General features: G+C 71.2%; 19 protein-coding genes. 13 read left to right on the forward strand and 6 right to left on the reverse strand.

Annotated features, from left to right (window positions below):
* Positions 1-23: 23 nt before the first annotated feature.
* From ACK5KK_RS15180 to ACK5KK_RS15195, 4 genes are all read left to right on the forward strand, one after another.
* On the forward strand, positions 24-818 hold the full coding sequence (locus ACK5KK_RS15180) for an energy-coupling factor transporter transmembrane component T family protein (protein WP_416890946.1): 795 nt from the start codon (positions 24-26) through the stop codon (positions 816-818).
* 170 nt (positions 819-988) lie between these two features.
* Positions 989-1,750, forward strand: a complete 762-nt coding sequence (locus ACK5KK_RS15185) for an SDR family NAD(P)-dependent oxidoreductase (RefSeq protein ID WP_416890924.1) — start codon at positions 989-991, stop codon at positions 1,748-1,750.
* A 16-nt stretch (positions 1,751-1,766) separates the two neighbouring features.
* A complete protein-coding gene (locus ACK5KK_RS15190; RefSeq protein WP_416890925.1) occupies positions 1,767-2,540 on the forward strand; it encodes an enoyl-CoA hydratase/isomerase family protein in 774 nt (257 codons plus the stop codon).
* Positions 2,537-3,385: an SDR family oxidoreductase gene (locus ACK5KK_RS15195; protein WP_416890926.1), complete on the forward strand. Its 849-nt coding sequence runs from the start codon at positions 2,537-2,539 to the stop codon at positions 3,383-3,385. The genes ACK5KK_RS15190 and ACK5KK_RS15195 overlap by 4 nt, the downstream gene beginning before the upstream one ends.
* Before the next feature lie 261 nt (positions 3,386-3,646).
* Here the strand turns inward: ACK5KK_RS15195 and ACK5KK_RS15200 are convergent, their stop codons facing one another.
* The 5 genes from ACK5KK_RS15200 to ACK5KK_RS15220 form a co-directional block, all read right to left on the reverse strand.
* Entirely contained in the window at positions 3,647-4,543 is an 897-nt protein-coding gene (locus ACK5KK_RS15200; RefSeq protein WP_416890927.1) for a Cof-type HAD-IIB family hydrolase, read from the reverse strand.
* Positions 4,544-4,580: 37 nt separating this feature from the next.
* Positions 4,581-5,441 (reverse strand): Cof-type HAD-IIB family hydrolase, encoded by an 861-nt coding sequence (locus ACK5KK_RS15205; protein ID WP_416890928.1) that lies wholly within the window; start codon positions 5,439-5,441, stop codon positions 4,581-4,583.
* A gap of 72 nt (positions 5,442-5,513) precedes the next feature.
* Positions 5,514-6,926, reverse strand: coding sequence for a glycoside hydrolase family 1 protein (locus ACK5KK_RS15210; protein ID WP_416890929.1), 1,413 nt, complete (start codon positions 6,924-6,926; stop codon positions 5,514-5,516).
* Positions 6,927-6,935: 9 nt separating this feature from the next.
* Positions 6,936-8,786, reverse strand: coding sequence for a beta-glucoside-specific PTS transporter subunit IIABC (locus ACK5KK_RS15215; RefSeq protein WP_416890930.1), 1,851 nt, complete (start codon positions 8,784-8,786; stop codon positions 6,936-6,938).
* A 184-nt stretch (positions 8,787-8,970) separates the two neighbouring features.
* Positions 8,971-9,864, reverse strand: a complete 894-nt coding sequence (locus ACK5KK_RS15220; RefSeq protein WP_416890931.1) for a PRD domain-containing protein — start codon at positions 9,862-9,864, stop codon at positions 8,971-8,973.
* A 296-nt stretch (positions 9,865-10,160) separates the two neighbouring features.
* On the opposite strand from ACK5KK_RS15220, the gene rlmN reads away from it, so the two are divergent.
* From rlmN to ACK5KK_RS15235, 3 genes are all read left to right on the forward strand, one after another.
* Positions 10,161-11,402: a 23S rRNA (adenine(2503)-C(2))-methyltransferase RlmN gene (gene rlmN / locus ACK5KK_RS15225; RefSeq protein WP_416890932.1), complete on the forward strand. Its 1,242-nt coding sequence runs from the start codon at positions 10,161-10,163 to the stop codon at positions 11,400-11,402.
* 276 nt (positions 11,403-11,678) lie between these two features.
* Positions 11,679-16,166 carry an SdrD B-like domain-containing protein gene (locus ACK5KK_RS15230; protein ID WP_416890947.1) on the forward strand — a complete coding sequence of 1,496 codons (4,488 nt, stop codon included), beginning with the start codon at positions 11,679-11,681 and terminating at the stop codon, positions 16,164-16,166.
* Between the two features lie 52 nt (positions 16,167-16,218).
* A complete protein-coding gene (locus tag ACK5KK_RS15235; protein WP_416890933.1) occupies positions 16,219-17,163 on the forward strand; it encodes a type II CAAX prenyl endopeptidase Rce1 family protein in 945 nt (314 codons plus the stop codon).
* Positions 17,164-17,180: 17 nt separating this feature from the next.
* On the opposite strand, the gene ACK5KK_RS15240 is transcribed toward ACK5KK_RS15235, so the two are convergent.
* Entirely contained in the window at positions 17,181-17,708 is a 528-nt protein-coding gene (locus ACK5KK_RS15240) for a ribonuclease H family protein (protein WP_416890934.1), read from the reverse strand.
* Between the two features lie 128 nt (positions 17,709-17,836).
* Between ACK5KK_RS15240 and ACK5KK_RS15245 the strand changes: the two genes are divergently transcribed.
* From ACK5KK_RS15245 to ACK5KK_RS15270, 6 genes are read left to right on the forward strand one after another with little or no spacing between them, the layout of a single operon-like run.
* Positions 17,837-19,018 carry a glycosyltransferase family protein gene (locus ACK5KK_RS15245; RefSeq protein WP_416890935.1) on the forward strand — a complete coding sequence of 394 codons (1,182 nt, stop codon included), beginning with the start codon at positions 17,837-17,839 and terminating at the stop codon, positions 19,016-19,018.
* Complete coding sequence (locus ACK5KK_RS15250; protein ID WP_416890936.1) at positions 19,008-20,252, forward strand: glycosyltransferase; 1,245 nt, start codon at positions 19,008-19,010, stop codon at positions 20,250-20,252. The genes ACK5KK_RS15245 and ACK5KK_RS15250 overlap by 11 nt, the downstream gene beginning before the upstream one ends.
* On the forward strand, positions 20,252-21,376 hold the full coding sequence (locus ACK5KK_RS15255) for a glycosyltransferase (protein WP_416890937.1): 1,125 nt from the start codon (positions 20,252-20,254) through the stop codon (positions 21,374-21,376). Before ACK5KK_RS15250 ends, ACK5KK_RS15255 begins: the two co-directional genes overlap by 1 nt.
* Positions 21,373-23,184, forward strand: a complete 1,812-nt coding sequence (locus ACK5KK_RS15260; RefSeq protein ID WP_416890938.1) for an ABC transporter ATP-binding protein — start codon at positions 21,373-21,375, stop codon at positions 23,182-23,184. The genes ACK5KK_RS15255 and ACK5KK_RS15260 overlap by 4 nt, the downstream gene beginning before the upstream one ends.
* Positions 23,181-24,272, forward strand: coding sequence for a phosphotransferase family protein (locus ACK5KK_RS15265; RefSeq protein WP_416890939.1), 1,092 nt, complete (start codon positions 23,181-23,183; stop codon positions 24,270-24,272). The genes ACK5KK_RS15260 and ACK5KK_RS15265 overlap by 4 nt, the downstream gene beginning before the upstream one ends.
* Positions 24,269-25,336: a phosphotransferase family protein gene (locus ACK5KK_RS15270; RefSeq protein WP_416890940.1), complete on the forward strand. Its 1,068-nt coding sequence runs from the start codon at positions 24,269-24,271 to the stop codon at positions 25,334-25,336. The genes ACK5KK_RS15265 and ACK5KK_RS15270 overlap by 4 nt, the downstream gene beginning before the upstream one ends.
* Positions 25,337-25,338: the final 2 nt, after the last annotated feature.

Consider the following 25,338-nt stretch of genomic DNA (forward strand, 5'->3'; position numbering starts at 1 on the left):
GCCGCCGCGACGGGGGCGGCGGGATGACCGCCGTGGCGACATCGGCCGAACCGGCCGCGCGGCTGGCCTGGATCGACGGGGTGAACCCGGCGACGAAGCTGCTGATGGCGGTGCTGCTGTCGATTCCCCTGTTCGCCTCGATCGACCCCCTGAGCGCGCTCGTCGCGATCTGTCTGCAGCTGCTCCTCCTCCCGCTCGTCGGCCTGCGGCTGGGCACGGTGCTGGCGCGCCTGGCCCCCGTGCTGGTCGTCGCGCCCATCGCGGGGGTCAGCATGTTGCTGTACGCCGAGCCCGGCGGCACGGTGTACGGGTCGTTCTGGTACGCGACCATCAGCGACGCATCGATCGCGTTGGCCGTCGCCGTCAGCCTGAGGGTGCTCGCCCTCGCGCTGCCGACCATCCTCCTGTTCGGGCGCACCGACCCCCACGACCTCGCGGCCGCGCTGGCTCAGGTCGTGCACCTGCCGACGAGGTTCGTGCTGGGGGTGCTCGCCGGCACGCGCACGCTCGGCCTGTTTGTCGACGACTGGCGTTCCATGACGCTGGCTCGGCGCGCGCGGGGGCTGGGCGATCGGGGAGCGCTGCGACGGTTGTTCTCGATGGCCTTCGTGCTGCTCGTTTTCGCCGTGCGGCGCGGCACGAAACTGGCCACGGCGATGGAGGCGCGGGGATTCGGCGCGCCGGGGGAGCGCACCTGGTGGCGCCGTTCGCGCCTGGGCCCGCGCGATGCGGCGGCCGTCGCCGGCACTCTCGCGGTGATCGCGCTCGCCCTGGGCGCCGCCGTGGCGGCCGGTACCTTCCGCTTCGTCTGGTCCTGACCGGCGGTCACGCGCCCGGGAGCAACTCCTGGAGCACCTGCTGGAGCACGTTTCCGCACGCCCCGAGATTGTCGCGGCGGTGCCTGCGGCGGTACCCACCCGGTAGCCTGGAGCGACCCTGTGGTCCCGGCGGCGCATCGACCGGTCCGCGTACGCAGAGGGGGAGACGTATGGAGGTGACCGGAGCGTCCGCGCTCGTCACCGGTGGTGCGAGCGGGCTGGGATTGGCGACCGCGCGCCGGCTGGCCGCCGCCGGCGCGCACGTGGTGATCGTCGACCTCGACGCCGTCGCCGGCGCGGACGCCGCCGCGGACATCGGCGGTGCTTTCGCACCGGCCGACGTCACCCACCCGGTCCAGATCGATGCCGCGGTCGCCGCTGCCGCCGCGGTCGCGCCGCTGCGGGTCGTCGTGAACTGTGCCGGCATCGCCGCGGCGGCCAAGGTGCTCGACCGCGACGGCACCCCCACCCCGCTGGTGGGCTTCGAGCGGGTCATCCACGTGAACCTGCTGGGCACGTACAACGTCATCTCCCGGGCGGCGGCGGCGATCGCGCAGACCGAGCCGACGGCATCCGGCGATCGCGGCGTCATCGTCAACACCGCCTCGGTGGCCGCGTTCGACGGTCAGATCGGCCAGCCCGCGTACGCGGCGAGCAAGGGGGGCGTGCACGCCATGACCCTGCCGATCGCACGCGAACTGGCCCGCCACAGCATCCGCGTCTGCACGATCGCGCCCGGCATCATGCGCACGCCCATGCTCGCAAGGCTCCCCGAGGCGGCGCAGGCCTCGCTCGGCCAGCAGGTGCCGCACCCGCCCCGGCTGGGCACCCCCGACGAGTATGCTGCGCTCGTGGCGCACATCGTCGACAACGGCTACCTCAACGGCGAGACGATCCGCCTGGACGGCGGCATCCGGATGGCGCCGAAGTGAGCGTGATGAGGCTCCGATGAGCGACACGATCCTGCTGCGACGCGAGGGCGCGCTGGCCCGCGTGACGCTCAATCGTCCCGCGTCGCTGAACGCCGTCGATTTCGAGATGGCGACCCGGTGGAAGCAGGTCGCCCACGAGGTGACCGCCGACACCTCGGTCCGCGCGATCGTGCTGGATGCGGCCGGTCCCGCGTTCTGTGCCGGCGGTGATGTCGTCGCGATGGCCTCCGCCGCGGCGGACGGCACGTGGATCACCGAGCTGGCGGCGGTGATCCACGACGGCATCCGTGCCTTGGTCGGCTCGGACGTGCCGATCGTGGCCGCCGCGACCGGTGCCGTCGCCGGCGGCGGGCTGGGGCTCCTGCTCACCGCCGACGACATCGTGGTCTCGCCCGACGCCACCTTCGCCAGCAAGTACGCCGCGGTCGGGCTGACCCCCGACCTCGGCGTGTCGACGCTGCTGCCCGCCGCGATCGGGCAGCGTCGCGCGCTGCGGATGCTGCTGCGCGACGAGACCGTCGACGCGGCGACCGCCCTGGAGTGGGGGCTGGTGACCGAGATCGCCGCAGATCCCGGTGCTCGCGCGGCGGAGGTCGCGGCGGGCTGGCTCGCCGGTGCGACAGCGGCCTTCGGGCAAGCCAAACGGCTCGTCCGCAGCGGCGCCGGACGGTCCTTCCCCGACAACCTCGACGACGAGGCCCGCACCATCGGGGCCGCGTTCGATACGGCCGACGCGAGAGCGCGCGTGGCGGCGTTCGCGGCCCGCGCCGGCAGCAAGGAGAGATCATGACCGCGGCACCGGACGGCACCCTCGCCGGAAAGACCCTCCTGCTCTCCGGCGGCAGCCGCGGCATCGGCCTTGCGATCGCGCTCGCCGCCGCCCGCGATGGTGCCAACGTCGCGCTGCTGGCCAAGACGGATGCGCCGCACCCGAAGCTCCCGGGCACCGTGCACACGGCGGTCGATCAGATCCGCGCCGCCGGCGGTCAGGCGCTGCCGATCGTCGGCGACGTGCGCAACGACGACGACATCGCGACGGCCGTCCTCACGACGCAGGGGGAGTTCGGCGGGATCGACATCGTGGTCAACAACGCGTCTGTCATCGATCTGTCCGGCTCGCTCGACCTCGCCGTCAAGAAGTACGACCTCATGCAGGACGTCAATGTGCGCGGCACGTTCATGCTCTCCCGCGCGGCACTTCCCATGCTGAAAGAGGCGGACAATCCGCACATCCTGTCGCTGTCTCCGCCGCTGAACCCGTCGCCCCGCTGGCTCGGGGCGCACACCGGGTACACCCTCGCCAAGTACGGCATGACGATGGCGACGCTGGGCCTGGCCGCAGAGTTCGCCGCCGCCGGTATCGCCGCCAACACGCTGTGGCCGCGCACGACGATCGCGACCGCGGCGGTGCAGTTCGCGCTCGGCGGGGACCGGATGATGAAGGTCAGCCGGACCCCGGAGATCTACGCCGACGCGGCCCACCGGGTGCTGACCCGCCCCGCGTCCGGGTACACCGGGCAGACGCTCATCGTCGAGGACGTGCTGGCCGAGGCGGGCATCACCGACCTCTCCGGCTACGCCGCCGTCCCCGGAACCCCCGACGCCGAGCTCTTCCCCGACATCTTCTTGGACTAGCCTCCCCGCGCGGGCGGTCAGGGGGCATCGGCGGCGGTCACGACGCACGACGTGAATCGGGCCGCTTCCTTCCTAGACCATGCGGGGTCTCGGCGGCAGGGGGTGCGGGACATGCCAGCGGCAACGCAGCGGTAGCGGAATTCCTGCGGGACCCGGTTTTCAGGTGTGCGCACAGGTTGCCGGTATCCGTGTCTTCTGACGGAGCGCGCTCGACGGGTGGACGCAGGGGTGCCGGATGCGGAACACGTCGACCGGCAGCGGTCAGGGGACCGCGGGTAGGGTGGCGCCGTCGATCAGGCCGAGGCGCACGAACGCGTTCCAGACTCCGTCGTCGAGCACGTCGCTGGTGACGATGTCGGCGTGGGCCTGCAGTTCGGGGTCGGCCTGGCCCATCGCGACCGACGTTCCCACGACGTCGAACATCTCGCGGTCGTTCCAGCTGTCACCGATCCCGACGCTGTCGTCGGCGGAGCGGCCCAGATGCGCGAGCATCGCGAGGATGCCGCTGCCCTTGTCGGTGCCGAGCAGGCTGATCTCGCCGTTGGAGCCGCCCGGCATGGGCATGCTGCCGGGGATCACCAGGAACCGGTCGCCGAGGTCGCGCCTCGCGCGCTCGAGCGTGTCGGAGGTGCCGCTGACGAACACCGCCTTAGCGATGCGGTCGAGATCGGCCTCCGCGACCGGGCGGTAGTCGGCGGTCAACACCGCCTCGGTGAGGTCGTCGGCGCTCAGCCCGAGCCGGGCCAGGTCGGCGGCGCGTTGCGCACGGCGGTTCTCCAGAAATCCGAGCGCGAACGCGCGGATGCCGTCGCTGGCGTATACGTGCTCGTGGGTCTGCAGAAAATAGTGCAGCCCGTGCTCCTCGAAGTAGGCGACCAGACGCTCGCCCGCGTCGCGCGGCATCGGTCGCGACAGCACCACCTCGTCGCCGTCGGTCGCGAAAGCGCCGCCGTTGGTGATCGCGCCGTCGACGCCGATAGCACGCACGTCGGGGTGGATGTCGCCGGCGCCGCGCCCGGTGCACAGGTAGACCCGGTGTCCGCGGGCGCGCGCCGCGCGGATCGCGGTCACCGTCGATGGCGCGATGACGGTCCCGTGTTCGAGGATGGTGCCATCCACGTCGAGGAAGATGATGCGCTCGCGGTCGGTCGTGGTCACGTGGTCCATTCTCTCGTCGGGTGCGCCGTCGCGGTGCTCAGATCAGTCCGTGGCGGTCGAAGGCGAGGTGGATGCCGTCCGCGTCGATCGCCGCGGTCACCTCGTGGGCGAGGGCCTGCACGGCGGGTTCGGCGTTTCCCATCGCGATGGAAGTGCCGCACACCTCGAACATCTCGGCGTCGTTCCAGTTGTCCCCGATGCCGATCGCATCGTCCGGGTCCAGACCCAGGTGGGCGAGCAGCTCCAGGATCGTCGCCCCCTTGGTGACCCCGCGCGCGGCGACCTCGCCGGAGCTTCCCGTCGGCAGCGGGATCGTGCCGCCGACGACGGCGTACTCGGCCCCGAGGTCGTCGAGGACGGCGGCGACGGCATCCGCATCGTCGCTGAGAAAGACGGCTTTGGCGATCTCGTCGGAACGCATCAGCGCGTCGTCGTCGAAGGTCTTCATGCCGACGCTGAAGAACGCCGGGTCGTCGGGGTCGCCGCCGGCGGCGCGCCAGCGATCCCGGTCACGGGCGAGGTGCTCGCCGAGCAGGGAGACAAGGCCCGGACCGGCGAAGAGACGGTCGAAGCTCTGCAGATACCAGTGCACGCCGTGCGCGCGGAAGCTCTCCGACACGCGGTCGACGTCGGATGCCGTCAGCAGCCGAGCCACGACGACCTCGTCGCCGGCGGTGGCGAAGCCGCCGCCGTTGGTGACGGCACCGTCGAAGCCGATGTCGAGAACCGCGCCCTCGAGCTCCTTCATGCCCCGCCCGGTGCTCAAGAAGACGCGGTGGCCGTTGCGGCGTGCCGCGCGCACCGCCGCGATCGCCGACGGCGGAATGTGGCGGCCGTCCTGCATCAGGGTGCCGTCGACATCGAGGAACACGGTGCGGGGGCGGGGCGTGGCGGTCACGGCATCCTTTCGGTGAGGGGGAAGGCGGCGCGGGCGCTAGGACGGGGGAGGCGCCCGCGCCGCCGGTCGCGGTCAGACGGTCAACACCCCGCCGTTGCTGGCGATGACGTCGCGGTACCAGCCGAAGGACTTCTTGCGGTACCGCTCCAGGCTGCCGGTGCCGTCGTCGTTGCGGTCGACGTAGATGAACCCGTACCGCTTGCTCAGCTGCGCCGTGGAGGCGCTGACGATGTCGATGCACCCCCACGAGGTGTAGCCGAGCACCTCGACGCCGTCCGCGATCGCCTCGGCCACCTGCACCAGGTGGTCGTTCATGTAGGCGATGCGGTAGTCGTCGACCACGGTCTTCACGCCGTCGACCTCGACCAGCACGTCCTTGGCGCCCAGCCCGTTCTCGACGATGAAAAGCGGCTTCTGCCACCGGTCCCAGAACTGGTTGAGGACAAGGCGCAGCCCGATCGGGTCGATCTGCCACCCCCACTCGCTGGCCGGCAACGTCGGGTTCGGCACGCCGCCCATGATGTTCCCCTCGCCGGCGGTGCGCCGCTCGGGGTCGCCGGTCTCGGCGATCGACATGTAGTAGCTGAACGAGACGAAATCGACCGTGTTGCCCAGGTCGTCGCGATCGGCGTCGGTGATGTCGAGCTCGATGCCCTTCTCGCGCAGGCTGCGCAGGAAGTAGCCCGGGTACCGTCCGCGGGTGTGCACGTCGCCGTACACGAGGTTGCCGTGGTCGGTCGCCATCACCGCGAGGGCATCCTGCGGGGACGGGGTCAGCGGGTACACCGGCATCGACAACACCATGCACCCGATCTGCACCCCCGGGATCACCTCGCGGGCGATCCGGGTGGCGCGGGCCGAGGCCACCAGCTCGTGGTGCATCGCCTGGTACAGCTGCGCGTCGCTCAGCTGCTCCTTCGGGGTGTTGATCCCGCCCGACATGAACGGGGCGTGCACGAGCGAGTTGATCTCGTTGAACGTGAGCCAGTACTTCACGCGCGAGCCGTACCGCTCGAACAGGGTGCGGGCGTAGCGCTCATAGAACCCGATCATGCGACGGTCGGTCCACCCGTCGTAGGTCTCGGCCAGGTGCAGCGGCGTCTCGTAGTGCGAGATCGTCACGAGCGGCTCGATGCCGCGCCGCTCCAACTCGTCGAGCAACCGGTCGTAGAACGCCAGGCCCGCCTCGTTCGGCTCGGTCTCGTCACCGTTTGGGAAGATCCGGCTCCACGCGATCGAGAACCGGTAGACGGTGAAGCCCATCTCGGCGAACAGCGCGATGTCCTCCGCGTAGCGGTGGTAGTGATCGATGCCGACGAGTTTCAGGTTGTCCGGCGTTGGGGCGTCGGTGCGCGGGCCGGAGATGCCGCGGGGCATCACGTCCTGCACCGACAACCCCTTGCCGTCCTCGTCGTAGGCGCCCTCGACCTGGTTCGCGGCGGTGGCGCCGCCCCAGAGGAAGCCGTCGGGGAATCGTACGGTCATAGCGTCTCCTTACGCGCGGGATGCGGCCGTCTCGACCGAGACCGCCGTGAACAGGGGCTCACCGTGGGCGACCGGTCCCGAGGCCGTCGCGACGACCGCCGGGTAGAGGTCGGGGTTGGTGACGATCACCGGTGTGGTCAGGTCGTAGCCCGCCAGTTCGATGGCCTCGCCGTCGAACTCGACCAGCAGGTCGCCGGCGCGCACGTTCTGGCCCGAGGTGACCCGTGTCGTGAAGTGCTCACCGTTGAGCTTGACGGTGTCGAGCCCGATGTGGATGAGTACTTCGGTGCCGTCCGCGTGACGCAGACCGAAGGCGTGTCCGGTGGGGAAGGCGGCGACGACCGTGCCGTCGAACGGAGCGTACACGGCCCCCGAGCGCGGACGGATGGCCACACCCTGACCGAGCGAACCCTCCGCGAAGGCCGCGTCGGCGACCTCGCCCAGCGGGATGACGGTGCCGTCGAGCGGACTGAGCACGGCGACGTCGTTCGCGGGGGTAACGGCGGCGACATCCGCGTCCTCCGGGTCCTTGAAGCCGACCAGGACCACCAGCAGGAACGGGATGAGGATGGCCGCTGCCAGACCGATCGCCAGCATCACCATGCTGCCGTTGCCGAAGAGGGCCGGAAGGGCGAGGCCGGAGGGGATCACGAACGCGGTCGAGAAGACGTTGCCCATCGCGATGATCGCGCCACCGACGACGCCTCCGGCGATACCGAACGCGAACGGGCGCTTCAGCGGCAGGTTCACACCGTAGATGGCCGGTTCGGTGATGCCGGCCAGGAACCCGGAGAGGGTCGCGGGGGCGGCGAGTGAACGCAGCGTGCGGTTGCGGGTGCGCACCCAGACGCCTGCGACGGCGCCGGCCTGGGCGAGGACGGCAGCGAACACCGGAGCCAGCAGCAGCATCTGACCGGTGGCGACGAACTCCACCTGGAAGACCGGGACCAGGCCCCAGTGCAGACCGAAGATGACGAAGACCTGCCACAGGCCACCCACGATCGCGCCGCCCAGCCACGGCACGTTGCTGAAGACCCAGCCGATGCTGTTACCAATGGCGGAGGCGACGAGGTCGGAGATCGGCCCGACGACGACGAACACGAGCGGAACCGCGATGAGGACCACGATCATGGGGGTGACGAACCGGCGGATGGCGCCGGGGAGCTTCGCGTAGAGGAACTTCTCGGCGTGGCTCTGCAGCCACACGATCAGGATCACCGGGATGACGGCCGACACGTAGCTGACCATCGTGAAGGGAATGCCGAAGAACGTCAGCCCCTCGGCGCCCACCAAGCCCACGATCGAGGGGTAGACCAGTGCGGCCGCGATCGCGAACGACGTGTACTCGGAGGCTTTGAAGTAGCGCGCCGAGGTGATCGCCAGCGCCACCGGCATGAAGTAGATGAACCCGTCCGACAGCGCGTAGAGGACGGCGAACGTCGAGGACTCGGGGTCGATCCAGCCGAAGGTCTGCGCCGCCGAGAGGAAGGCCTTCAGCAGACCGGTCGCCGCCAGCGCCCAGATGATCGGGGTGAACACCGAGGAGATCATCTTGATGAAGCGGTTGAACAGGTTCCCCTTCGGCGCGTCGTCCTCACCGCCGCCACCGCCGAGGGAGGTCATCTTGCCGATCTCGGCGTAGACCTCGGGCACGTCGTTGCCGATCACGACCTGGTACTGGCCGCCGGCCTGCGCCGTGGTGATGACGCCGGGCGTCGCCTTCAGCGCCGCGCCGTCGGCCTTGGACTCGTCCTTCAGGACGAAGCGCAGCCGGGTCGCGCAGTGCACGACCGAGGTGATGTTCTCCTCGCCGCCGACGCCCCGCAGGACGCCTTCGGCGATCTTCGCGTAATCCGCCATGGGATCCGCCTTCCTTTCGCCGCTTCACTGCGGCCTTCTGTGTCGGGTCACAGGATGAGACCGGACTGCGGGCAACAAAAAAACCTGAACCCGTTCATCGCGGTGCAGCGATGTGAGTTCAGGTTTTGCCCGCCGTGGCGGTAACAATCCAGTTGTCTCGGCAGAACCGGGGGTTCTGCGTCGCTCATCCTATCACGCGGTCGTCGCTCTCGCCCGGCGCGACGCGGGAGCGCAGCCGCTCCACGTGGACGGTGACGTACAGCATCTCCTCGTCGGTGAGCTCGGAGCCGGTGGCGGCGGCCACGTAGGCCTTCACATCTTCGGCGATGGCGTGCGCCCGCGGGTAGCTGTGCCGGGCGAACTCGAAGAACGAGGTGTCGCCGCTGGCGAGCATGGTGCGGTCGACGAGCCGTTGCAGCAGGAACTGCACGTGCAGGATGAAGCGCGCATAGTCGGGGGTGCCGGGGTCCAGGGTGACGCCGAGCCCCGTCTCGACCGTGTCGACGACGTGCTGCACGCGGCGGAACAGCAGCGCGGCCGTGCCGCCCGGCTCGTCGCGGGTGGCGTTGAGCAGATGCATCGTCAGGAAGACGGCTTCCTCGGGTGGCAGGGAGGTGTCGAGGCGATCGGCCAGGGTGCGTGCCATCCGCTCGGCGGCACCGAACTCGGCCGGATGCAGGACGCGCAGCTGCGGCATGGCCGTCGCGGGGATGCGCACCCCCCGTTCCAGCCGCGACAGCACGAACGAGACGTGGTCGATCACCGCGACGACGACGTGGCGCCCGAGCTGGCGACCGAGGTCGCGTTCGGCCCCGTCCACCGCCTCGGTGACGGCCTCGACGACGGCGTAGGGAACGTCGGTGAGCACCTGCCGCGCGCGGTCGCCGTCCGGACCGGGGTCGAGGATGAAGGTCTTCTCGATGCGGGCCGGGTCGAGGTCGTCGCCGGGGCGCACCTGGAACCCGAGGCCCCGACCCATGACGACCCGTTCCGTGCCCGACGCGTCGTGGGTGATCACGACGTTGTTGTTGAGCACCTTGTGGATCGCCGCGCGTGCGGCATCGCGGGGCTCGGTCATGCCCGAATTCTAGGGCGCGGACGCTGCCTGCGGGTGGGTTCGATGGCGCCGGGACGCCCCGGGAAAAATATATGCGTTTGTTGCGTAATAGAACCGGGGGACCTGCATCCCTCCTAGTGACACTCCTTGTCGAGTGTTGGCGCATCCGCTTCATCCCCAACGAGCGGTCGCGCATCGGTGGCGGTCGAACTCCGAGGTGCCCCCCTCGGTGCTCCCATAGAAATCGTCACTTGCGGGGGCGGATTTGCCCGAGTCCGCCCCCGTCCCCTGTGCGCGGGACGGATTACTCTGGACGGATGGATCGCCCCGGCCCGCCCCGCACCGCGAACGCCCGCACCGCGGACGCCCGCCAGGTACGCCCCGCCACCGAGGGCTGGACCCAGCAGAAGGATGCCGAGGGGCGGCCCGTGTTGCAGTTCGCCTCGCCTCGGCGGGGCAAGCCGCCGGTGCACTTGGCCGACCTGTCTCCGGCCGAGCGCGCGGCGAAGGTGGTCGAGTGGGGGCTGCCCGCGTTCCGCGCGCGGCAGCTCGAGAAGCACTATTTCACGCACTTCACCGACGATCCGGCGCTCATGACCGATCTGCCGGCGTCGCGTCGGGAGGAACTGGTCGCGGCGATGCTGCCCCCGCTGCTCACCGAGGTGCGACACCTGCAGACCGATCGCGGCGACACCGTCAAGTTCCTGTGGCGTCTGCACGACGGCGCCCTCGTCGAGTCGGTGCTGATGCGCTACCCGGGCCGCATCACGCTGTGTGTGTCGAGTCAGGCCGGCTGCGGGATGAACTGTCCCTTCTGCGCGACCGGCCAGGCGGGCCTCATGCGCAACATGTCGGCTGCGGAGATCGTCGCGCAGGTGGTGCGCGCCAACCGTTTCATCGCCGACGGCGGCCTGGGCGACCCGCGCGCGGTGGGGCACGACGGCGAGCGGGTCAGCAACATCGTGTTCATGGGCATGGGGGAGCCGCTGGCGAACTACGCGCGGGTCATGCAGGCCGTGCGTGTCATGGTCGACAACGATCACGGCATCGGGATGAGCGCGCGCGGCATCACGGTGTCGACCGTGGGGCTGGTGCCGGCGATCCGCAAGCTCGCCGACGAGCGGATCCCGGTGACGTTCGCGCTCTCGTTGCACGCTCCCGACGACCAGCTGCGCGATGAGCTGATCCCGGTCAACTCGCGCTGGAAGGTCGACGAAGCCCTGGATGCCGCGCGTGCCTACTTCGATCGCACCGGGCGCCGCGTGTCGATCGAGTACGCGCTGATCAAGGACATGAACGATCACGCGTGGCGCGCGGATCTGCTGGCCGAGAAGCTCAATGCGCGCGGGCGGGGGTGGGTGCATGTGAACCCGATCCCGTTGAACCCGACGCCGGGGTCGATCTGGACGGCCTCGGAGGTGCCGGTGCAGAACGAGTTCGTCCGGCGGCTGAACGCCGCGGGCATCCCGACGACGCTGCGTGACACCCGGGGCAAGGAGATCGACGGTGCCTGCGGCCAGCTCGTCGCCACCGCGGCCGACGACGATCCGGCCATATGATCACTTTATAGACTTTTATAGCTTTTTTGGGGTCACGCGTCGTATCCTGACGGCGACGGCGAACGGTTCGCGCTGGCATCCCCCCGGATCCCCCGCCCGCGTCCGCCGCCTCGCCCGCCGATGACCCGCGGGTGATGGATGAGCGGCCCGTGCCCGAACACGGGCTCGCGCGAACCCTGGAGTGTCACTGTGTTGCGATCTCTTCCTCCCCGCGAGGGCATCCCCCCTCTCGAAGACCCGCGCTTGGGTGCGCGATGGCATCGTCGCGTGCTGGCGATGCTGACGCTGGTGGCGCTGAGTGTGCTCGGGGCGGCCGTTCCTGCGCAGGCGGCGACCGGGAGCTTCGCCGCAAGCGAGCTGCGGTTGGTCGATGACGGCAGCGGGTCGACGCTGGATACGGCAATCGACAACGGGGTCATCGCCACGAACGAGACCGCCACCTTTGCGTGGTTCTTCAGCTCGGCCTCCGTCGTCGACGGCGCGACCGCGACACAGACCCTCCCCGTGGGATGGCACTGGGATCCGGCCTCGTTGACGCTCTTGACGGCCGACAACGCCGACTACACCTCGTCCTACGAACTGTCCGCGGACGGGCGAACGCTCACTGCGACCATGTCGATCCACGGCGCCGGCGTGGACGTCACCATCGGGGGATTGGCCGCGATCCCGTCGTCGAGCGTACCGAACGGGTCGGTGTACTCCGCCTCCCTGGCCGTGACAGACGGTGTCGGGACGACCGCATACGCGGCTCCGCCGATGACCGTTGCCAGTGAAGCGCGACTCGAACTCGACAAGACCATCATCCGTAACGGCAACAACGTGGGCTCCACCTGCGACTTCGGTGCCGGGAACGTGGCCTGCCGGGTCGTGCAGTATGCCGTGACCGTGTACCAGCCGGATGCCGGTGACGGTGCCGCCGGACTCGGCGCCGCGGCCTTCGACGTCGCCGAACCGGCCATGATCACCGACACCTACAGCATCAGCCCCGCGATCGCTTCCGCGCGGTTGCGCGTGGTCGCGGTCAGCAGCGGAGCGGCGGCGGTGATCACTTCGCAGTCCGCGGGCACCGCCACCCTCGCGCTCACTCAACTCCCCAACCCCATTCCCACGGAGGGAGTGGTCATTCGGCTCGACCTCATGGTTCCCGCCACAGATGCCCCGACGGCGACGCCGGCAACGGTTGTCAACCGCGTCGACGCCACGTTCCAGACCGCGTCGGGGGGCACGGTCACCGAGGTGGACACGGGCAACAACGTGAGCCGTGGCGGAGCCCTCCAGCAGATCGGCGACGGCGGGTTCGCGGCGGCCAAAGAGATCTGGACCACCGATGACCCCGCGGCGCCGAGATTCGGGGAAGAACCAGAGAGCGGACCGGTGTGGGAGGCCATCACGAACCACTCGATCACGCACGGCGCGACCGTGTACGACAAGCTCTGGGTGCGCCCCGCGGAGGACAACACCGGGGCTGTGGTTCCCGAGCAGGCGCCGATCCTCTACGACTTCTGGAACCCTGCCCAGCAGCAGATCCTCGACGTTCCGATGTACGTCGGAACATTTTCGCGCACACCGTTGCCGGCATCGGACTATGTCATCGAATACACCGCCAGTACGCCGAACTACAAGTCCCCCGGCACCCTGGTCTGGAAGGACTCGATCGCCGCTGCGGGAGGACCCAGTGCCGTGACCGGTGTGCGGCTGCGCTACGTCGCTGGACCGTGGGCCCCCACCAGCACCGAGAGCATCGATCGGGTGTTGGTCTTCGTCCCCGTGTTCACCGTCGTCGCCGATAACGGAATCCGGGTCGATGATCGATTCGAGTATCGAAGCCAGCGTTCGTACGGCTCCACCCGGTACCTGCTCGTATCCGGCGCGCGCGTGGCGATCAGCAAGGGCGCCGACCAGCGGTCGATCGTGGCGGGAAGCCCCATCCACTTCGTGATCGACCCTGCCCTTTCCAATCCCTTCGGAACCGTCGGCGCAACCCCGGTTCCGGGGTTGACGGTGGTCGACACGCTTCCCACGGGCACGGTGGCGGTCGACACCTCCCAGCTCGACCCGGCGTGGGCCGTGGAGCGCACCGGAACCATCGCCACCGGGTTCACCCTGAAATTCACCTACCAGGGGTTGGCGGACACGGCCACCGACGTCCCGAACATCCGCTACGCGGTGACCACAGCCGTGAAGGCACCCGCATCCGGCCAATACATCAACTCGGCGGTCATCAGCGCGGCGGGCAACACCCAGGTCGCGACCGAGCGCACGTCGAAGGCCGTCGTCAGCGTCGTGCAGGCGGTCGTCTCGGGGGTGCAGAAGTACATCGACGGTCCCGGCACCATCGAGGTCGATGACGCGGGTGCGGCGTGGCTGCTCAACTGGTACAACTTCCAAGCCAGTGCCACCGTTCCCAATACCTTCTACGATGTGCTGCCGTACGCCGGAGACGGGCGCGGGTCCACGATCTCGGGTGCGCTCACACTGGACGGGCTCCAGCTCGTCGGCGACGCGACGAGCGGGGCGACCGTGTTCGTCACAACCGATGCCGTCGACCGCAGCACGACGAACCTCGCCGCCCACACGTGGGTCGACCCCGCCACCCTGCCCTCCCTCGCCGCCGTCACCGCGATCCGGGTGGACGTGGCAGCGATGGGCAATCCCTACAGTGGGGGGCTGCGGGTCGCGATGATCCAGCAGGGCGCGCACGGCGGCGACGTGTACGCGAACAGCGTGTTCCGTTCCCGCAGCGGTATCGTCACCGAGGTGCCCGCTGCGCCCGTGCGGGTCGTGGCGTCGTCACTGGGGGGTGTGGGCTGGTGGGACGCGAACGCCGACGGCATCCGCACGCCCGACGAGACGCTGGCCGATGGCGCGGTCGTCACCGTCACCGACACGGCCACCGGCGCCTCGCTCACCGCGACGGTAACCGACGGGGCGTGGCGCGTTGGAAACCTTCCCAGCGGGACGTACCAGGTGCAGGTCGACACGTCCGGGGTTGCGGGCACCGGTGTCACGTACACGGGTCGGGATATCGGTGCTGACGACACCATCGACTCCGACTTCGGGGCCGAGCCGGTCACGGTCGCGCTCGGCGTGAACGAGGACCGCCGGGGTCTGGATGTCGGCCTGCTGGACCGATCGGCCCAGATCGCACTGAATGTCGCCGACGGCCCGGGTGGCGCGTTCATCGCGGCAGACGCCTCCGACGGCCTCGTCGCCGATTACGGGTGGGGGGAAAGCGTCACCTGGCAGCTCGTGGTTCGCAACACCGGCCACACCGTACTGGCAGGACTGACTGCGGCCGCGCCTTTGACGCACCTCGCCTCGGCCGACGCCGATTGCGTTGCCCTGACCGGTGACACCGGGTGGAGCGTGGGCACGATCGCGCCGGGAGCGAGCGTCACGCTCGAGTGCCGCGCGACCGCGATCGAGCCCACCGTCGCCACGGCAACCATCACGGGCGACGTGATCGAGCTCAGCGACACGGCGCAGATCGACGTCACCTACGTCACCGGCCTCGACGTGCAGACCACGATCGAATCGACCCCGGGATCGGGAGATTTCGTGGACGCCGGCACCGCGCTGTGGCGGGAGCCGACCGAATGGCGCGTCGTGGTGACCAACGACGGGACGGTTCCGCTGTCGAACGTGCGGGTGGTCGCCGGCGCCGGATCCACCACGCTGCCGCTGGCTGACGGCGCCGGCGCCGACTGCCTCGCGCTGGCCGGAGACGGCCTGGTGATCGACGAATTGGCGGCGGGCGAGTCCCGCACCTACTCGTGCACGCTGTCCTCTCCGATCGACGTGACGACGACGGTGGACGCCTCGGGCGATTTCGTGGGAGACCCGACTGCCGGATCGGTTCCCGTCGCGGCTGAGGACTCCGCGTCTCTTGCGGTCCAGGCCCATCCGGCGATCTCCGTCGAGACCACGGTCGAGACGGCCACCGGCACCGATGAGTTCGCCGAGGCCGCCACGTATGACTGGGGCCGGCCGGTGCGCTGGCGTTTCGTGGTCAGCAACGACGGTGACGTCCCGCTCACCGACGTCGGACTGACCGGCGGGCTGATCTATGACCCCCTCGCGCGCCTCGTTCCCGTTGACGATGCGAGCCCGGAATGCGCGGCGCTCCTGAGCGGGAGCGGCCTGAGTGTCGGTGACCTCGCCGTCGGGCAATCGGTGGAGATCGTTTGCGCGACCATTGCGACGACCACCGTCGTGAACACCGCATCGGTGACGGCTCAGTTCGCGGCGACACCCGAGTCCGAGGTGCGGATGGTCGGCGACCGCAACTCGGCGCAGCTCATGGTGATCCCGATCCCGGTTCCGCCGATCCCGGTTCCGCCGACGCCGACTCCGGTTCCGCCGACGCCGACTCCGGTTCCGCCGACTCCGACTCCGGTTCCGCCTACGCCGACTCCGACTCCGGTTCCGCCGACTCCGACTCCGACTCCGGTTCCGCCGACGCCGACTCCGACGCCGACGCCGACTCCGACGCCGACGCCCGTGGATCCGACTCCGATCACGCCGACCCCGGTGATGCCGACGCCAGTGGACGGAAAGCCCGCGGTGATGCCAGAGGTACCCGACGTCGTCATCCCGATCCCACCCCGGACCGCCAGCGACGAGGCGGCGGCACGTCTGGCAGTCACCGGCGGGGCCCTGGGGATCGAGTTCCCGATCGTCGCCCTGGCGTTGCTCGGCATCGGGTCCGCTCTCGCAGCGACCGGGCGCAGGCGGGGCCGCACGTCCCCGACGCGGCGGGGCTGAACTCCGCCCCATGGGGGAGGTGCGGCGCGATGGACCGCGCCAGAGTCGAGACATGGACATCGGCAGCACCTCCCCCGTCGACCTCACCCCCACCCGCGTGCGGTGGCCCTCGGTCATCGTGTACGTCGTGGTCGCGTGCGCACTGGCCTGGCTCGTGCAACTGCCCGTCTGGGTGAGCGGCGACGGACTGGCCTCCCCCCTGTTCCTGCCGCTCACCGCCGCGATGATGTTCACTCCCGCCGTCTCGGCGCTGATCGTCGTGTTCACGATGGTGCGCCCTCCCCGGCCCGCCCGCTACCTCGGACTGACCCCCTTCCGTCCGATCGCACGGTCGATCGTGGTCATGGTGCTGTGGCCGGTGGTGTGGCTGCTCCTCGGGTTCGCGGCTGTCGGGCTGGCCGTCGCCTTCGGGCTCGCGCAGTTCGATGTTCCGGAGATGACCCTCCCGGACGGAACGGTGATACCCGGCGCCGCCGTGCTGGCGTTGTCGATCCTCGCGTTGCCGCTCAATGCGCTGATCGGATCCATCCCCGCTTTCGGGGAGGAGCTCGGCTGGCGTGGGTTCCTCGCGACCGCACTGGCGCCGCTGGGATTCTGGAAGTCGGCGCTGATCGGCGGGGTGATCTGGGGGGTGTGGCACGCCCCCATCATCCTGCTCGGCTACAACTTCGCCCGGCCCGATCTGGTCGGTCTGGCGCTCATGTGCGCCTTCACGATCGGTGTCGGGGTGATCCTGCAGGTCTCACGGTGGTGGTGTCGCAATGTGTGGGTGGCCGCCGTCGGACACGGATCGCTGAACGCGGCCGTGCCGCTGAGTCTGCTGGTGATCGCGAGCGGCTCCGACACGGCGATGACCACGTTGCTGGGCGCGCCCGGCTGGATCGTGATGGGGGTCGTGATCGCGATCCTCGCCGCTGTGGGCCTCACCGGCCGGCGGCTACCGCATCCGCTCGTGCCTGCCCCGCGGGCCGTCGCCGGGCCGGTCGCGTCGCCCTGACGCGACCGGCTGGCCGGTCATCGCGCGGGGGCAGCGGATACGTCGAGCTGTGGTTGCGTGCCGCCCAGGGAAGACCACGCGCTCTCGGTGCCGGCGGCGGCGTGTTCGGCAGCGCGCACCGCGCGCTCGTCGGCCCACTCGTTGAGCACGTGGCCGCGGTGACCGCGGACGTGCTCTAGAACCACGTCCGCCAGCCCCGCCTCCCGCCGCGCGTCCCGAACCGAGATCAGGCGTTCCAGGATGTCACGGTTCTTGGTGGGGGTACCGGCGGAGGTCTTCCAGCCGCGGCGGCGGTGAGCATCCATCCAGGACCGGTAGGTGTCGATCGCGTACGTCGAGTCGGCCTGGACGACCAACTCGCCGACGGCGCGGTGATCGTCGATCGCGTGCAGCAGACCGAGCAGCTCACCGATGTTGTTCGTGCCCTCCGGCAACGACCCGGCGGCCCACTGGCCGTCCTCCCCGACCCACGCCCACCCGGTCGGCCCGGGGTTCCCCTTGCAGGCCCCGTCGGTGGCCACGACATAGCGATCCGATTCCGTCACCCTACGACGGTACCCGGCCGTCGCGATGTCTAAGCGCACTCTCACCTTCCGCTCACAGCGAGCTTAGGCCCCGGCGGCACGGTGGATGCAGCGCGTGTTCCCGCTGTATCGACACCCGGAGGTATCCCATGACGTTGCGCATCGCGCTCTACTCCCATGACTCGGTCGGCCTCGGCCATGTGCGGCGCAACCTCGCGATCGCCCACGCGCTCGCCGGATCGCTGCCCGACCTCATCGGCGAGACGGTCACCGGCATGCTCATCAGCGGCCAGTCCACCGCAACCTCGTTCTCGACCCCGCCGGGCTGGGACTGGATGATCCTGCCGAGCATCAGCCCGGCCCTGCGGGGCTACGCCGCCCGTCACCTGGCCACCGGGATCGACCGGGTCACCGCCATCCGTGGCGGATCGGTCGACGCCGCCCTCGCGGCGTTCGCCCCCGACCTCGTCATCGTCGACCGGCATCCGTTCGGCGCGGCCGGCGAGCTCACCGAGGCGCTGCGGATGCTGCGCGCCGATCGGCCCGGCTGCGCGCTCGTGCTGGGACTGCGAGACCTCCTCGACCATCCCTCGGCGACGCGACGCGAGTGGAAGGCGGTCGGCGGGGCCGGCGCGGTCAGCGGCACTTACGACGCCGTCTGGGTCTACGGCGACCCCGACGTGCACGACCTCACCCGCAGCGGTGAACTTCCCTCTGCGCTGGCGGGTCTCGTGCGGCATACCGGCTACCTCGCGCACGGTCGCCCGACCCGTCCGAGCGGTGTCCCGCAGCGCCCGTTCGTGCTCACCACGGTCGGCGGCGGGAGCGACGGGTATGCACTGGCCAGCGCCGCGGCGCGCGCGACGGTTCCCGAAGGACTCGCCCACCTCATCGTGACCGGCCCCGACATGCCCGCGGAGCAACGGCGCGCGCTCCGGCGCGACGCCCGCCCCGGCACGCTCACGCGCCGGCGCGTTCCCGATGCGCTGGCGTATATGTCGCGCGCCGAGGCGGTCGTCAGCATGGGCGGATACAACACCGTCGCGGAGGCGATGAGCACCGAGACCGCCGTGCTCGTCGTGCCGCGCGAAACCCGTCGGCAGGAACAACTGCTGCGGGCCCGAGCGCTCGCCGCCCGCGGGGCGATCGACACGTTGTCCGCGAGTGAGGCGACACCGGAGTCGCTGTCGGCCTGGTTCGCCCTGGCGGTGGGCACCACGGTGCATCGCCGTCACATCGACCTCGATGGGCTCGCCGCCGTGCCGCGGCTGGCCGCCGAGGTGGTCGCGGCGCGCCGCGGCGTGCAGGAGGGGATCTCTCGTGCCTGCTGACGTCCCGACTCGGATCGGATACGTCCTGAAGATGTACCCCCGCTTCTCGGAGACGTTCATCGTCACCGAGATGCTCGCGCGCGAAGCCGCGGGAGAACGGCTCACGATCTTCTCCCTCCGCCCGCCGGTGGATCCGCGTTTCCATCCCGAGCTGAGCCGGATCGCGGCGCCGGTGCGCTACCTCGACCGGCCGGTGAAGACCGTGGCGCTGTGGGACGCGCTGCGGGTCGCCAGCACCGACCCGCAGCTGGCCGCGGCGATCGGCGCCCACTTCGACGAGCTGCTGCGCGCCGACGTCGACGACGCCGCCCAGGCGGTGTTGCTGGCGGACGCGTGCCGCCGCGAGCAGATCACCCACCTGCACGCGCACTTCGCGTCGATCGCGACGACGGTCGCCCGACTGGCCGCGCTGCTCGTCGGGATCCCGTACTCCTTCACGGCGCACGCGAAGGACATCTTCCACGACAGCGTCGACGTCGCCGACCTGTCCCGCAAGTTCGCCGACGCCGCGTTCGCGGTGACCGTCAGCGACTACAACCGCGACTTCCTCGCCCGCACGCTGCACCGTGGCGCACACCGCGCGGTGCGCGTCTACAACGGTCTCGAACTCGCGCGATTCCGGTACCGCCCACCCCGACCGCCCGGTGACGTGCTGCGTGTGCTGGCGGTGGGACGGCTCGTCGAGAAGAAGGGGTTCGAGGTGCTCGTCGACGCCGCCGCCCGGCTGGCGGCCGACGGTGTCCGGTTCCAGATCGACCTCGTCGGCGAGGGGGAACGGGAACGGGCTCTGCGGGAGCGGATCCAGGCGGCGGGAATGGGCCCCCACGTGCGCCTTCTGGGCGCGCGCACGCAGGAAGAGGTCGCCGTCCTCCTCGACCGCGCCGATGTCTTCGTCGCGCCGTGCGTGGTCGGCGCCGACGGTAACGCCGACGGGCTGCCCACCGTCCTGCTGGAGGCGATGGCGACCGGCACGGTCTGCGTGTCGACCACCGTCACCGGCATTCCCGAGGTGATTCACGATGGCCGGACGGGGCTGCTCTGCCGCCCCGGCGACGTCGGCGACCTCGCCGGCGCGCTGCGCCGCGTGGCGACGGGGGCGCTCGATCTGCGGGCCATCGCGCAGCGGGCGCGCGAGGTGATCGAGCGCGAGTTCGACAGTCGCCGGCAGGCCGACGCGCTGCGGCGGGCGACCGTCTCCGTCGCGGCGACCGTCCACGGGAGCGAGGCCGCCTGATGCGTATCGCGTACGTGTGCGCCGACCCGGGCATCCCGGTGTTCGGCAGCAAGGGCGCCTCGGTCCACATCCAGGAGATCGTGCGCGCCTTCCGTGCCCGCGGCGACGAGGTCACCGTCTACACGTCCCGCCTCGGGCGCGAGGTCCCGCCCGACCTCGCCGACCTGCCCGTCGTCGAGGTCCCGGTCGCGGCGGGGACGGTCGCCGCCGAGCGGGAGGGCGCCGTGGCCGCCGCGGCAGCACAGATCGCGCGCCGGGCGGTCGCCGACGGCTGCGACCTCGTCTACGAGCGCTTCTCCCTGTTCGCGGCGTGCGCCGCCGAGGTCTCCGCCCAGCTCGCTGTGCCGGCGGTCGTCGAGGTCAACGCCCCGCTCATCGACGAGCAGCGCGCCCACCGCGTTCTGGTCGATGCCGCGCGCGCCGAGCGCATCGCCGCCCGTGCGCTCGGCAGTGCCGACCTCGTCGCGTGCGTCTCGGCCCCGGTCGCCGAGTGGGCACGGTGCCACGGCGCCGAGCGCGTGGTCGTGGCAGCGAACGGAGTGAACACCGACCGCATCCGCCCGGGCACGCCGCGGGTGGGCGGGCCGCTGCGCGTCGGATTCGTGGGCACCCTGAAACCGTGGCACGGCGTCGATGTGCTGGTGGATGCCGTCGCCGGCCTCGACGGCGTGCGCCTGGTCGTGATCGGGGACGGTCCGCAGGGTGACGACCTGCGCCGCCGGGCGCGCACCGAGGGCATGGACGCCGAGTTCGTGGGTGCCGTCCCGCCCGCGGACATGCCGGCCGTCCTGGGTGACCTGGACGTCGGCGTGGCCCCCTACCCGGCGGATGCCGAGCGCTACTTCTCGCCGCTGAAAGTGTACGAATACCTCGCGGCGGGACTTCCCGTCGTCGCGTCGCGGGTGGGGCAGCTTCCCGCTGCCGTCACAGAAGGGGTCACCGGACTGCTGGTCGACCCCGGGGACCGCGGCGCGCTCGCCGGGGCGCTGGCATCGCTGCGCGATGCGCCCGAGGCGCGCCGGCGGATGGCCCGGGCCGCGCGAGAGCATGCGGTGCGCCGTCACGGGTGGCCGGGCGTGCTCGCGGGCATCCTCGCGCAACTACGAACGGAGGTGCCCGCGTGAACGAGCGTCGACGCCGGCTGCGCGCCGGGCCGCTGCGGCGCACCCTGTCGATCGTCGCCCCGCACACCCGACCGCACCGCTGGCTGATGGTCGGCGGCCTGGTGGCACTGCTGTCCGAGGTCGTCTTCCGTGTGCTGGAGCCGTGGCCGCTGAAGCTCGTGATCGACGCACTCGCGGTGCGCCTAGGCGCGACGGGGCAGGCGACGGCGGGCATTCCCGCCGCGACGATCGAGCTGCTCGTGGCGTGCGGGGCGGTCCTCGTCGGCCTCGTCGCACTGCGCGCGGCGACCAGCTACCTCGCGACCGTCGCGTTCGCGCTGGTCGGGTCGCGGGTGGCCACCGATCTGCGCGCCCGCCTGTTCGCCCACCTGCAGGCGCTGTCGATGCGCTACCACGCTGTCGCGCCCACCGGCGACACCGTGCAACGTCTCGTCGGCGACGTCGGACGGCTGCAGGAGGTCGCCGTCAGCGCGGGGCTGCCGTTGGCGGGCAACCTCCTCACCCTGGTCGTGCTGGCCGTCGCGATGCTGTGGCTCGATCCGATGCTGACGGTCGTCGTCGCGGTCGCCGCGCTGGCCTACCTCGGACTGTCACACCGGAGCGCCGGGGCGATCACGGCGGCATCCCGCACGACGCGCAAGGGCGAGGGCGCCCTCGCTGAGACCGCGAACGAGAGCCTCGGGGCCATCCGCGTCGTGCAGGCCTACGGACTGGAGGAACAGCTCGGCGGCGCGTTCGCGCGGGGCAACGCGAAGGCGCTGCGGGAGGGGGTGAAGGCGCGGCGCCTGGCGGCGGCCCTGGAACGGCGTACCGACGTCATCGTCGGTATCGCGACGGCCGTGGTCCTCGTCGGCGGCGGCTGGCAGGTGATGCAGGACCAGCTGTCGCCCGGTGACCTGGTGGTGTTCGCGGCGTACCTGAAGATCGCCATGCGCCCGCTGAAAGACCTTGCGAAGTACACCGGGCGCATTGCGCGGGCCGCCGCGTCCGGCGAACGGGTGGCCGATCTGCTCGACCAGCGTGTCGAGATCCAGGATGCCCCGGGCGCCGTGCCGCTGGTCGTCGAGCGCGGGGAGGTGGACGTCGAGGGGGTGTTCCTCGCCGACGGTCGCGGCCGACCGCTGTTCCGGAACCTCAGCCTGCACGTGGCAGGCGGCGAGTCGGTGTGTCTGCTCGGCCCCTCGGGGGCGGGGAAGTCGACCCTCACCAATCTGATCGTCCGGGCGGTGGATCCGCAGTGGGGAACCGTGCGCATCGACGGTCAGGACCTGCGCGCCTGCACCGTCGACAGCGTGCGCTCGGCGGTGTCGATCCTGCTGCAGGAGACCGTGCTGTTCGCGACGACGGTGCGCGAGAACATCCGCTTCGGTCGGCTCGACGCCACCGACGACGAGGTGGAAGCCGCCGCACGCGCGGCCCTCGCGCACGACTTCCTGATCGCGCTGCCCCAGGGGTACGACACCGTTCTCGGCGGGCGCGGCGACGACCTCTCCGGGGGTCAGCGGCAGCGGATCGCGATCGCGCGGGCGCTGCTGCGCGATGCGCCGATCGTCATCCTGGACGAGGCGACGACGGGGCTCGATCCGCAGTCGCGCGCCAGCGTCGCCGCGTCCCTGGCGCGGTTGACCTCCGACCGGACGACGATCACCGTCACCCACGATCCGCTCGTCGCTGCCGCGGCCGACCGGCTGCTGTGGGTCGAGGACGGGCGCATCCTCGAAGACGGCTCACCCGACGACCTGCGCGTGCGGCGTGGTTCGCGGGTCGCGGCGTGGTTTCGCGTCGCCGGGCGCGTGGTGACGGCATGAGCGCCGACGCGGTGCGCGCGCTCGTCCGCCGGGATGCCGCCTTGCCAGCACTGGCGGCGTTGCTGTCGCGGGACCGGCTGAGCGAGTTGCTGGGCGGGGAGGTGGTGCCGCGCCGGCTGCGGTACAAGCCCGGCAGCAGCATCGTGGTCGCCGTCGACCTCGACGGTGGCCGGCGGTGGGTCGCCCAGTTCGGCGACCACGCCAAGGCGAGAAAGAGCATGCAGCGCGCTGCGCGAGCGGGGTGGCAGGTGACCGAGACCGAGATGGCGGGTGTCGTCACCGGCCCGGCTCTGGCCGACCGCCGCCTGGTGCGGATCGTCCGGCGCCTGCAGCACCGGCATCCCGAGGTGCTCGCCGGCGCATCGGTCGTGCGGCACAATCCGCACCGGCGTCTCGTGCTGCGCTCGCCGGATGCCGACGGCGACCGGTTCGTGAAGGTGGGCTCGCCCGAGATGCCGGAGGCGGTGCGCCGAGCGCTCCACGACGCCCGGGTCCCGGCCCTCGTGCCGGTGCACCTGACCGGGCACGTCGGGAGCACCCCCTGGTGGGGGTGCGGCGACCTCACCGTCGCCGGTGCCACCGATGCGGTCGAGGCTGCGGCGGGTGCGCTGGCCGCGCTGCACGACGTGAGGCGCCCGGCCGCCGCAGACGATGCGCGCGGGGAACTGGACGCCGCCGTCCGGGGGATCGCGACCATCGCCCCGGTGGCCGCGCGCCCCGCCCAGCGGATCGCCGCCGGACTCCGGCTGGCCGGCGGCCAGGCGCAGCTGCACGGCGATTTCTCGGCCGACCAGGTGCTCGTCGGCGACGACGGCATCCGGCTCGTCGACTTCGACCGAGCCCGCATCGGCCCCGCCGAGCGTGACCTGGGTTCTTTCGCCGCCGACGCCCGGGTGCGCGGGGACGGCGGCATCGAGGCGGCGCTGTGGTGCGGGTACACGGGAGCCGCGATCGACGAGCGTGCTCTGGCGCACTGGACCGCGTTCGGCCTTCTCACGCGCGCCCTCGAGCCGTTCCGCACCCTGCAACCGGACTGGCCGGCCGCGGTGGAGCGGATCGTCGGGCTCGCCGCGGAGGCCTCCCGATGACCGGCCCGGCCTCGTCGGACCGTGACGGGTGGGCCTCCCGCATCCCGCCCGAGCGGACCGTGATCGCCGGGCAGGCGTGGCGCGTCAGCCGCGCGTGGCCCGGGGAGGGCGGCGGCATGACCGTCGAACTGCGCCGGGAGGGCGGCGGCTCGGGGGTCCGCGCCGGACGGTGGAGTGCGGCCGGCGGATTCCGGCTGGCCGCGGAGGGGAGGGACGAACACCTGCCGGGGCTCGCGGGGTGGGCCGTGCGCGGCACCGTGGTCTCGCACCGGCTCGGTCGGCGCGCTGTGGTGCACTCCGGCGACGGTTTCGTCAAGATCGTGCGTCCGCGACGGGTGCAGGCGGTCGTGGCCGCCGCCGATGCCGCGACGGTATTCTCGCCGGCCTTCCGGTGTGCGCGGCACCGGCGCGAGCCGGACGCCGAACGGGAGGGTGCCGTCGTCTGGGAGGCGCTGCCGGGCCGGACGCTGCACGAGGCGGGATCCGACCGGGGCCTGCCGGTGCGGGACTGGGACAGGGCCTGGGAGAGGTGGGCTGTGGCGTGGCGGTCCGTGATCGCCGCCGACCCGCGGGGGCTGCCGGTCCACGGCATCCGCGAGGAGGCCGCCGTGCTCCGGCGGTGGACCGAGGCCGCGGCGACCGTCGTCCCCGGTCTCGCCGCGGGCGACGCCGCGGATCGGTGCGTCGCGGCGCTGCGGGATGCCGGCGAAGGACCGGCCGTGCCCGCCCACCGCGATCTGCACGACAAGCAGATCCTGATCGACGACGACGGCGGGTTGTCGCTCCTCGACGTCGACACCGTCTGCGCCGCCGATGCGGCGCTCGACCTGGGCAACCTTCGCGCGCACGCCGACCTGCGGGCCCGCCAGGGCGTGTGGTCGCCGCGACGGGCGTCCATCGCCAGGCGATGGATCGACGACGTGGCCGCCGTCACCGTGCCTGCCGAGCGGCTGGCGGCGGCCGAGGCGGCGAGCCGGTTGCGGCTGGCGTGCGTGTACCTGTTCCGGCCGCGGTGGCATGCCCTCGCCCGCGATCTGATGTGGAGTTTGTTGTATACGCAGTAAGG

The organism is Microbacterium sp., assembly GCF_047972865.1.
Taxonomy (GTDB): Bacteria; Actinomycetota; Actinomycetes; order Actinomycetales; family Microbacteriaceae; genus Microbacterium.

Coding starts and splice junctions, on each gene's coding strand:
- ACK5KK_RS15230 (WP_416890947.1), top strand. CDS start 11,679: ATGCTGACGCTGGTGGCGCTGAGTGTGCTCGGGGCGGCCGTTCCTGCG.
- ACK5KK_RS15265 (WP_416890939.1), top strand. CDS start 23,181: ATGAGCGCCGACGCGGTGCGCGCGCTCGTCCGCCGGGATGCCGCCTTG.
- ACK5KK_RS15245 (WP_416890935.1), top strand. CDS start 17,837: ATGACGTTGCGCATCGCGCTCTACTCCCATGACTCGGTCGGCCTCGGC.
- ACK5KK_RS15215 (WP_416890930.1), bottom strand. CDS start 8,786: ATGGCGGATTACGCGAAGATCGCCGAAGGCGTCCTGCGGGGCGTCGGC.
- ACK5KK_RS15185 (WP_416890924.1), top strand. CDS start 989: ATGGAGGTGACCGGAGCGTCCGCGCTCGTCACCGGTGGTGCGAGCGGG.
- ACK5KK_RS15270 (WP_416890940.1), top strand. CDS start 24,269: ATGACCGGCCCGGCCTCGTCGGACCGTGACGGGTGGGCCTCCCGCATC.
- ACK5KK_RS15210 (WP_416890929.1), bottom strand. CDS start 6,926: ATGACCGTACGATTCCCCGACGGCTTCCTCTGGGGCGGCGCCACCGCC.
- ACK5KK_RS15180 (WP_416890946.1), top strand. CDS start 24: ATGACCGCCGTGGCGACATCGGCCGAACCGGCCGCGCGGCTGGCCTGG.
- ACK5KK_RS15255 (WP_416890937.1), top strand. CDS start 20,252: ATGCGTATCGCGTACGTGTGCGCCGACCCGGGCATCCCGGTGTTCGGC.
- ACK5KK_RS15220 (WP_416890931.1), bottom strand. CDS start 9,864: ATGACCGAGCCCCGCGATGCCGCACGCGCGGCGATCCACAAGGTGCTC.
- ACK5KK_RS15190 (WP_416890925.1), top strand. CDS start 1,767: ATGAGCGACACGATCCTGCTGCGACGCGAGGGCGCGCTGGCCCGCGTG.
- rlmN (WP_416890932.1), top strand. CDS start 10,161: ATGGATCGCCCCGGCCCGCCCCGCACCGCGAACGCCCGCACCGCGGAC.
- ACK5KK_RS15235 (WP_416890933.1), top strand. CDS start 16,219: ATGGACATCGGCAGCACCTCCCCCGTCGACCTCACCCCCACCCGCGTG.
- ACK5KK_RS15195 (WP_416890926.1), top strand. CDS start 2,537: ATGACCGCGGCACCGGACGGCACCCTCGCCGGAAAGACCCTCCTGCTC.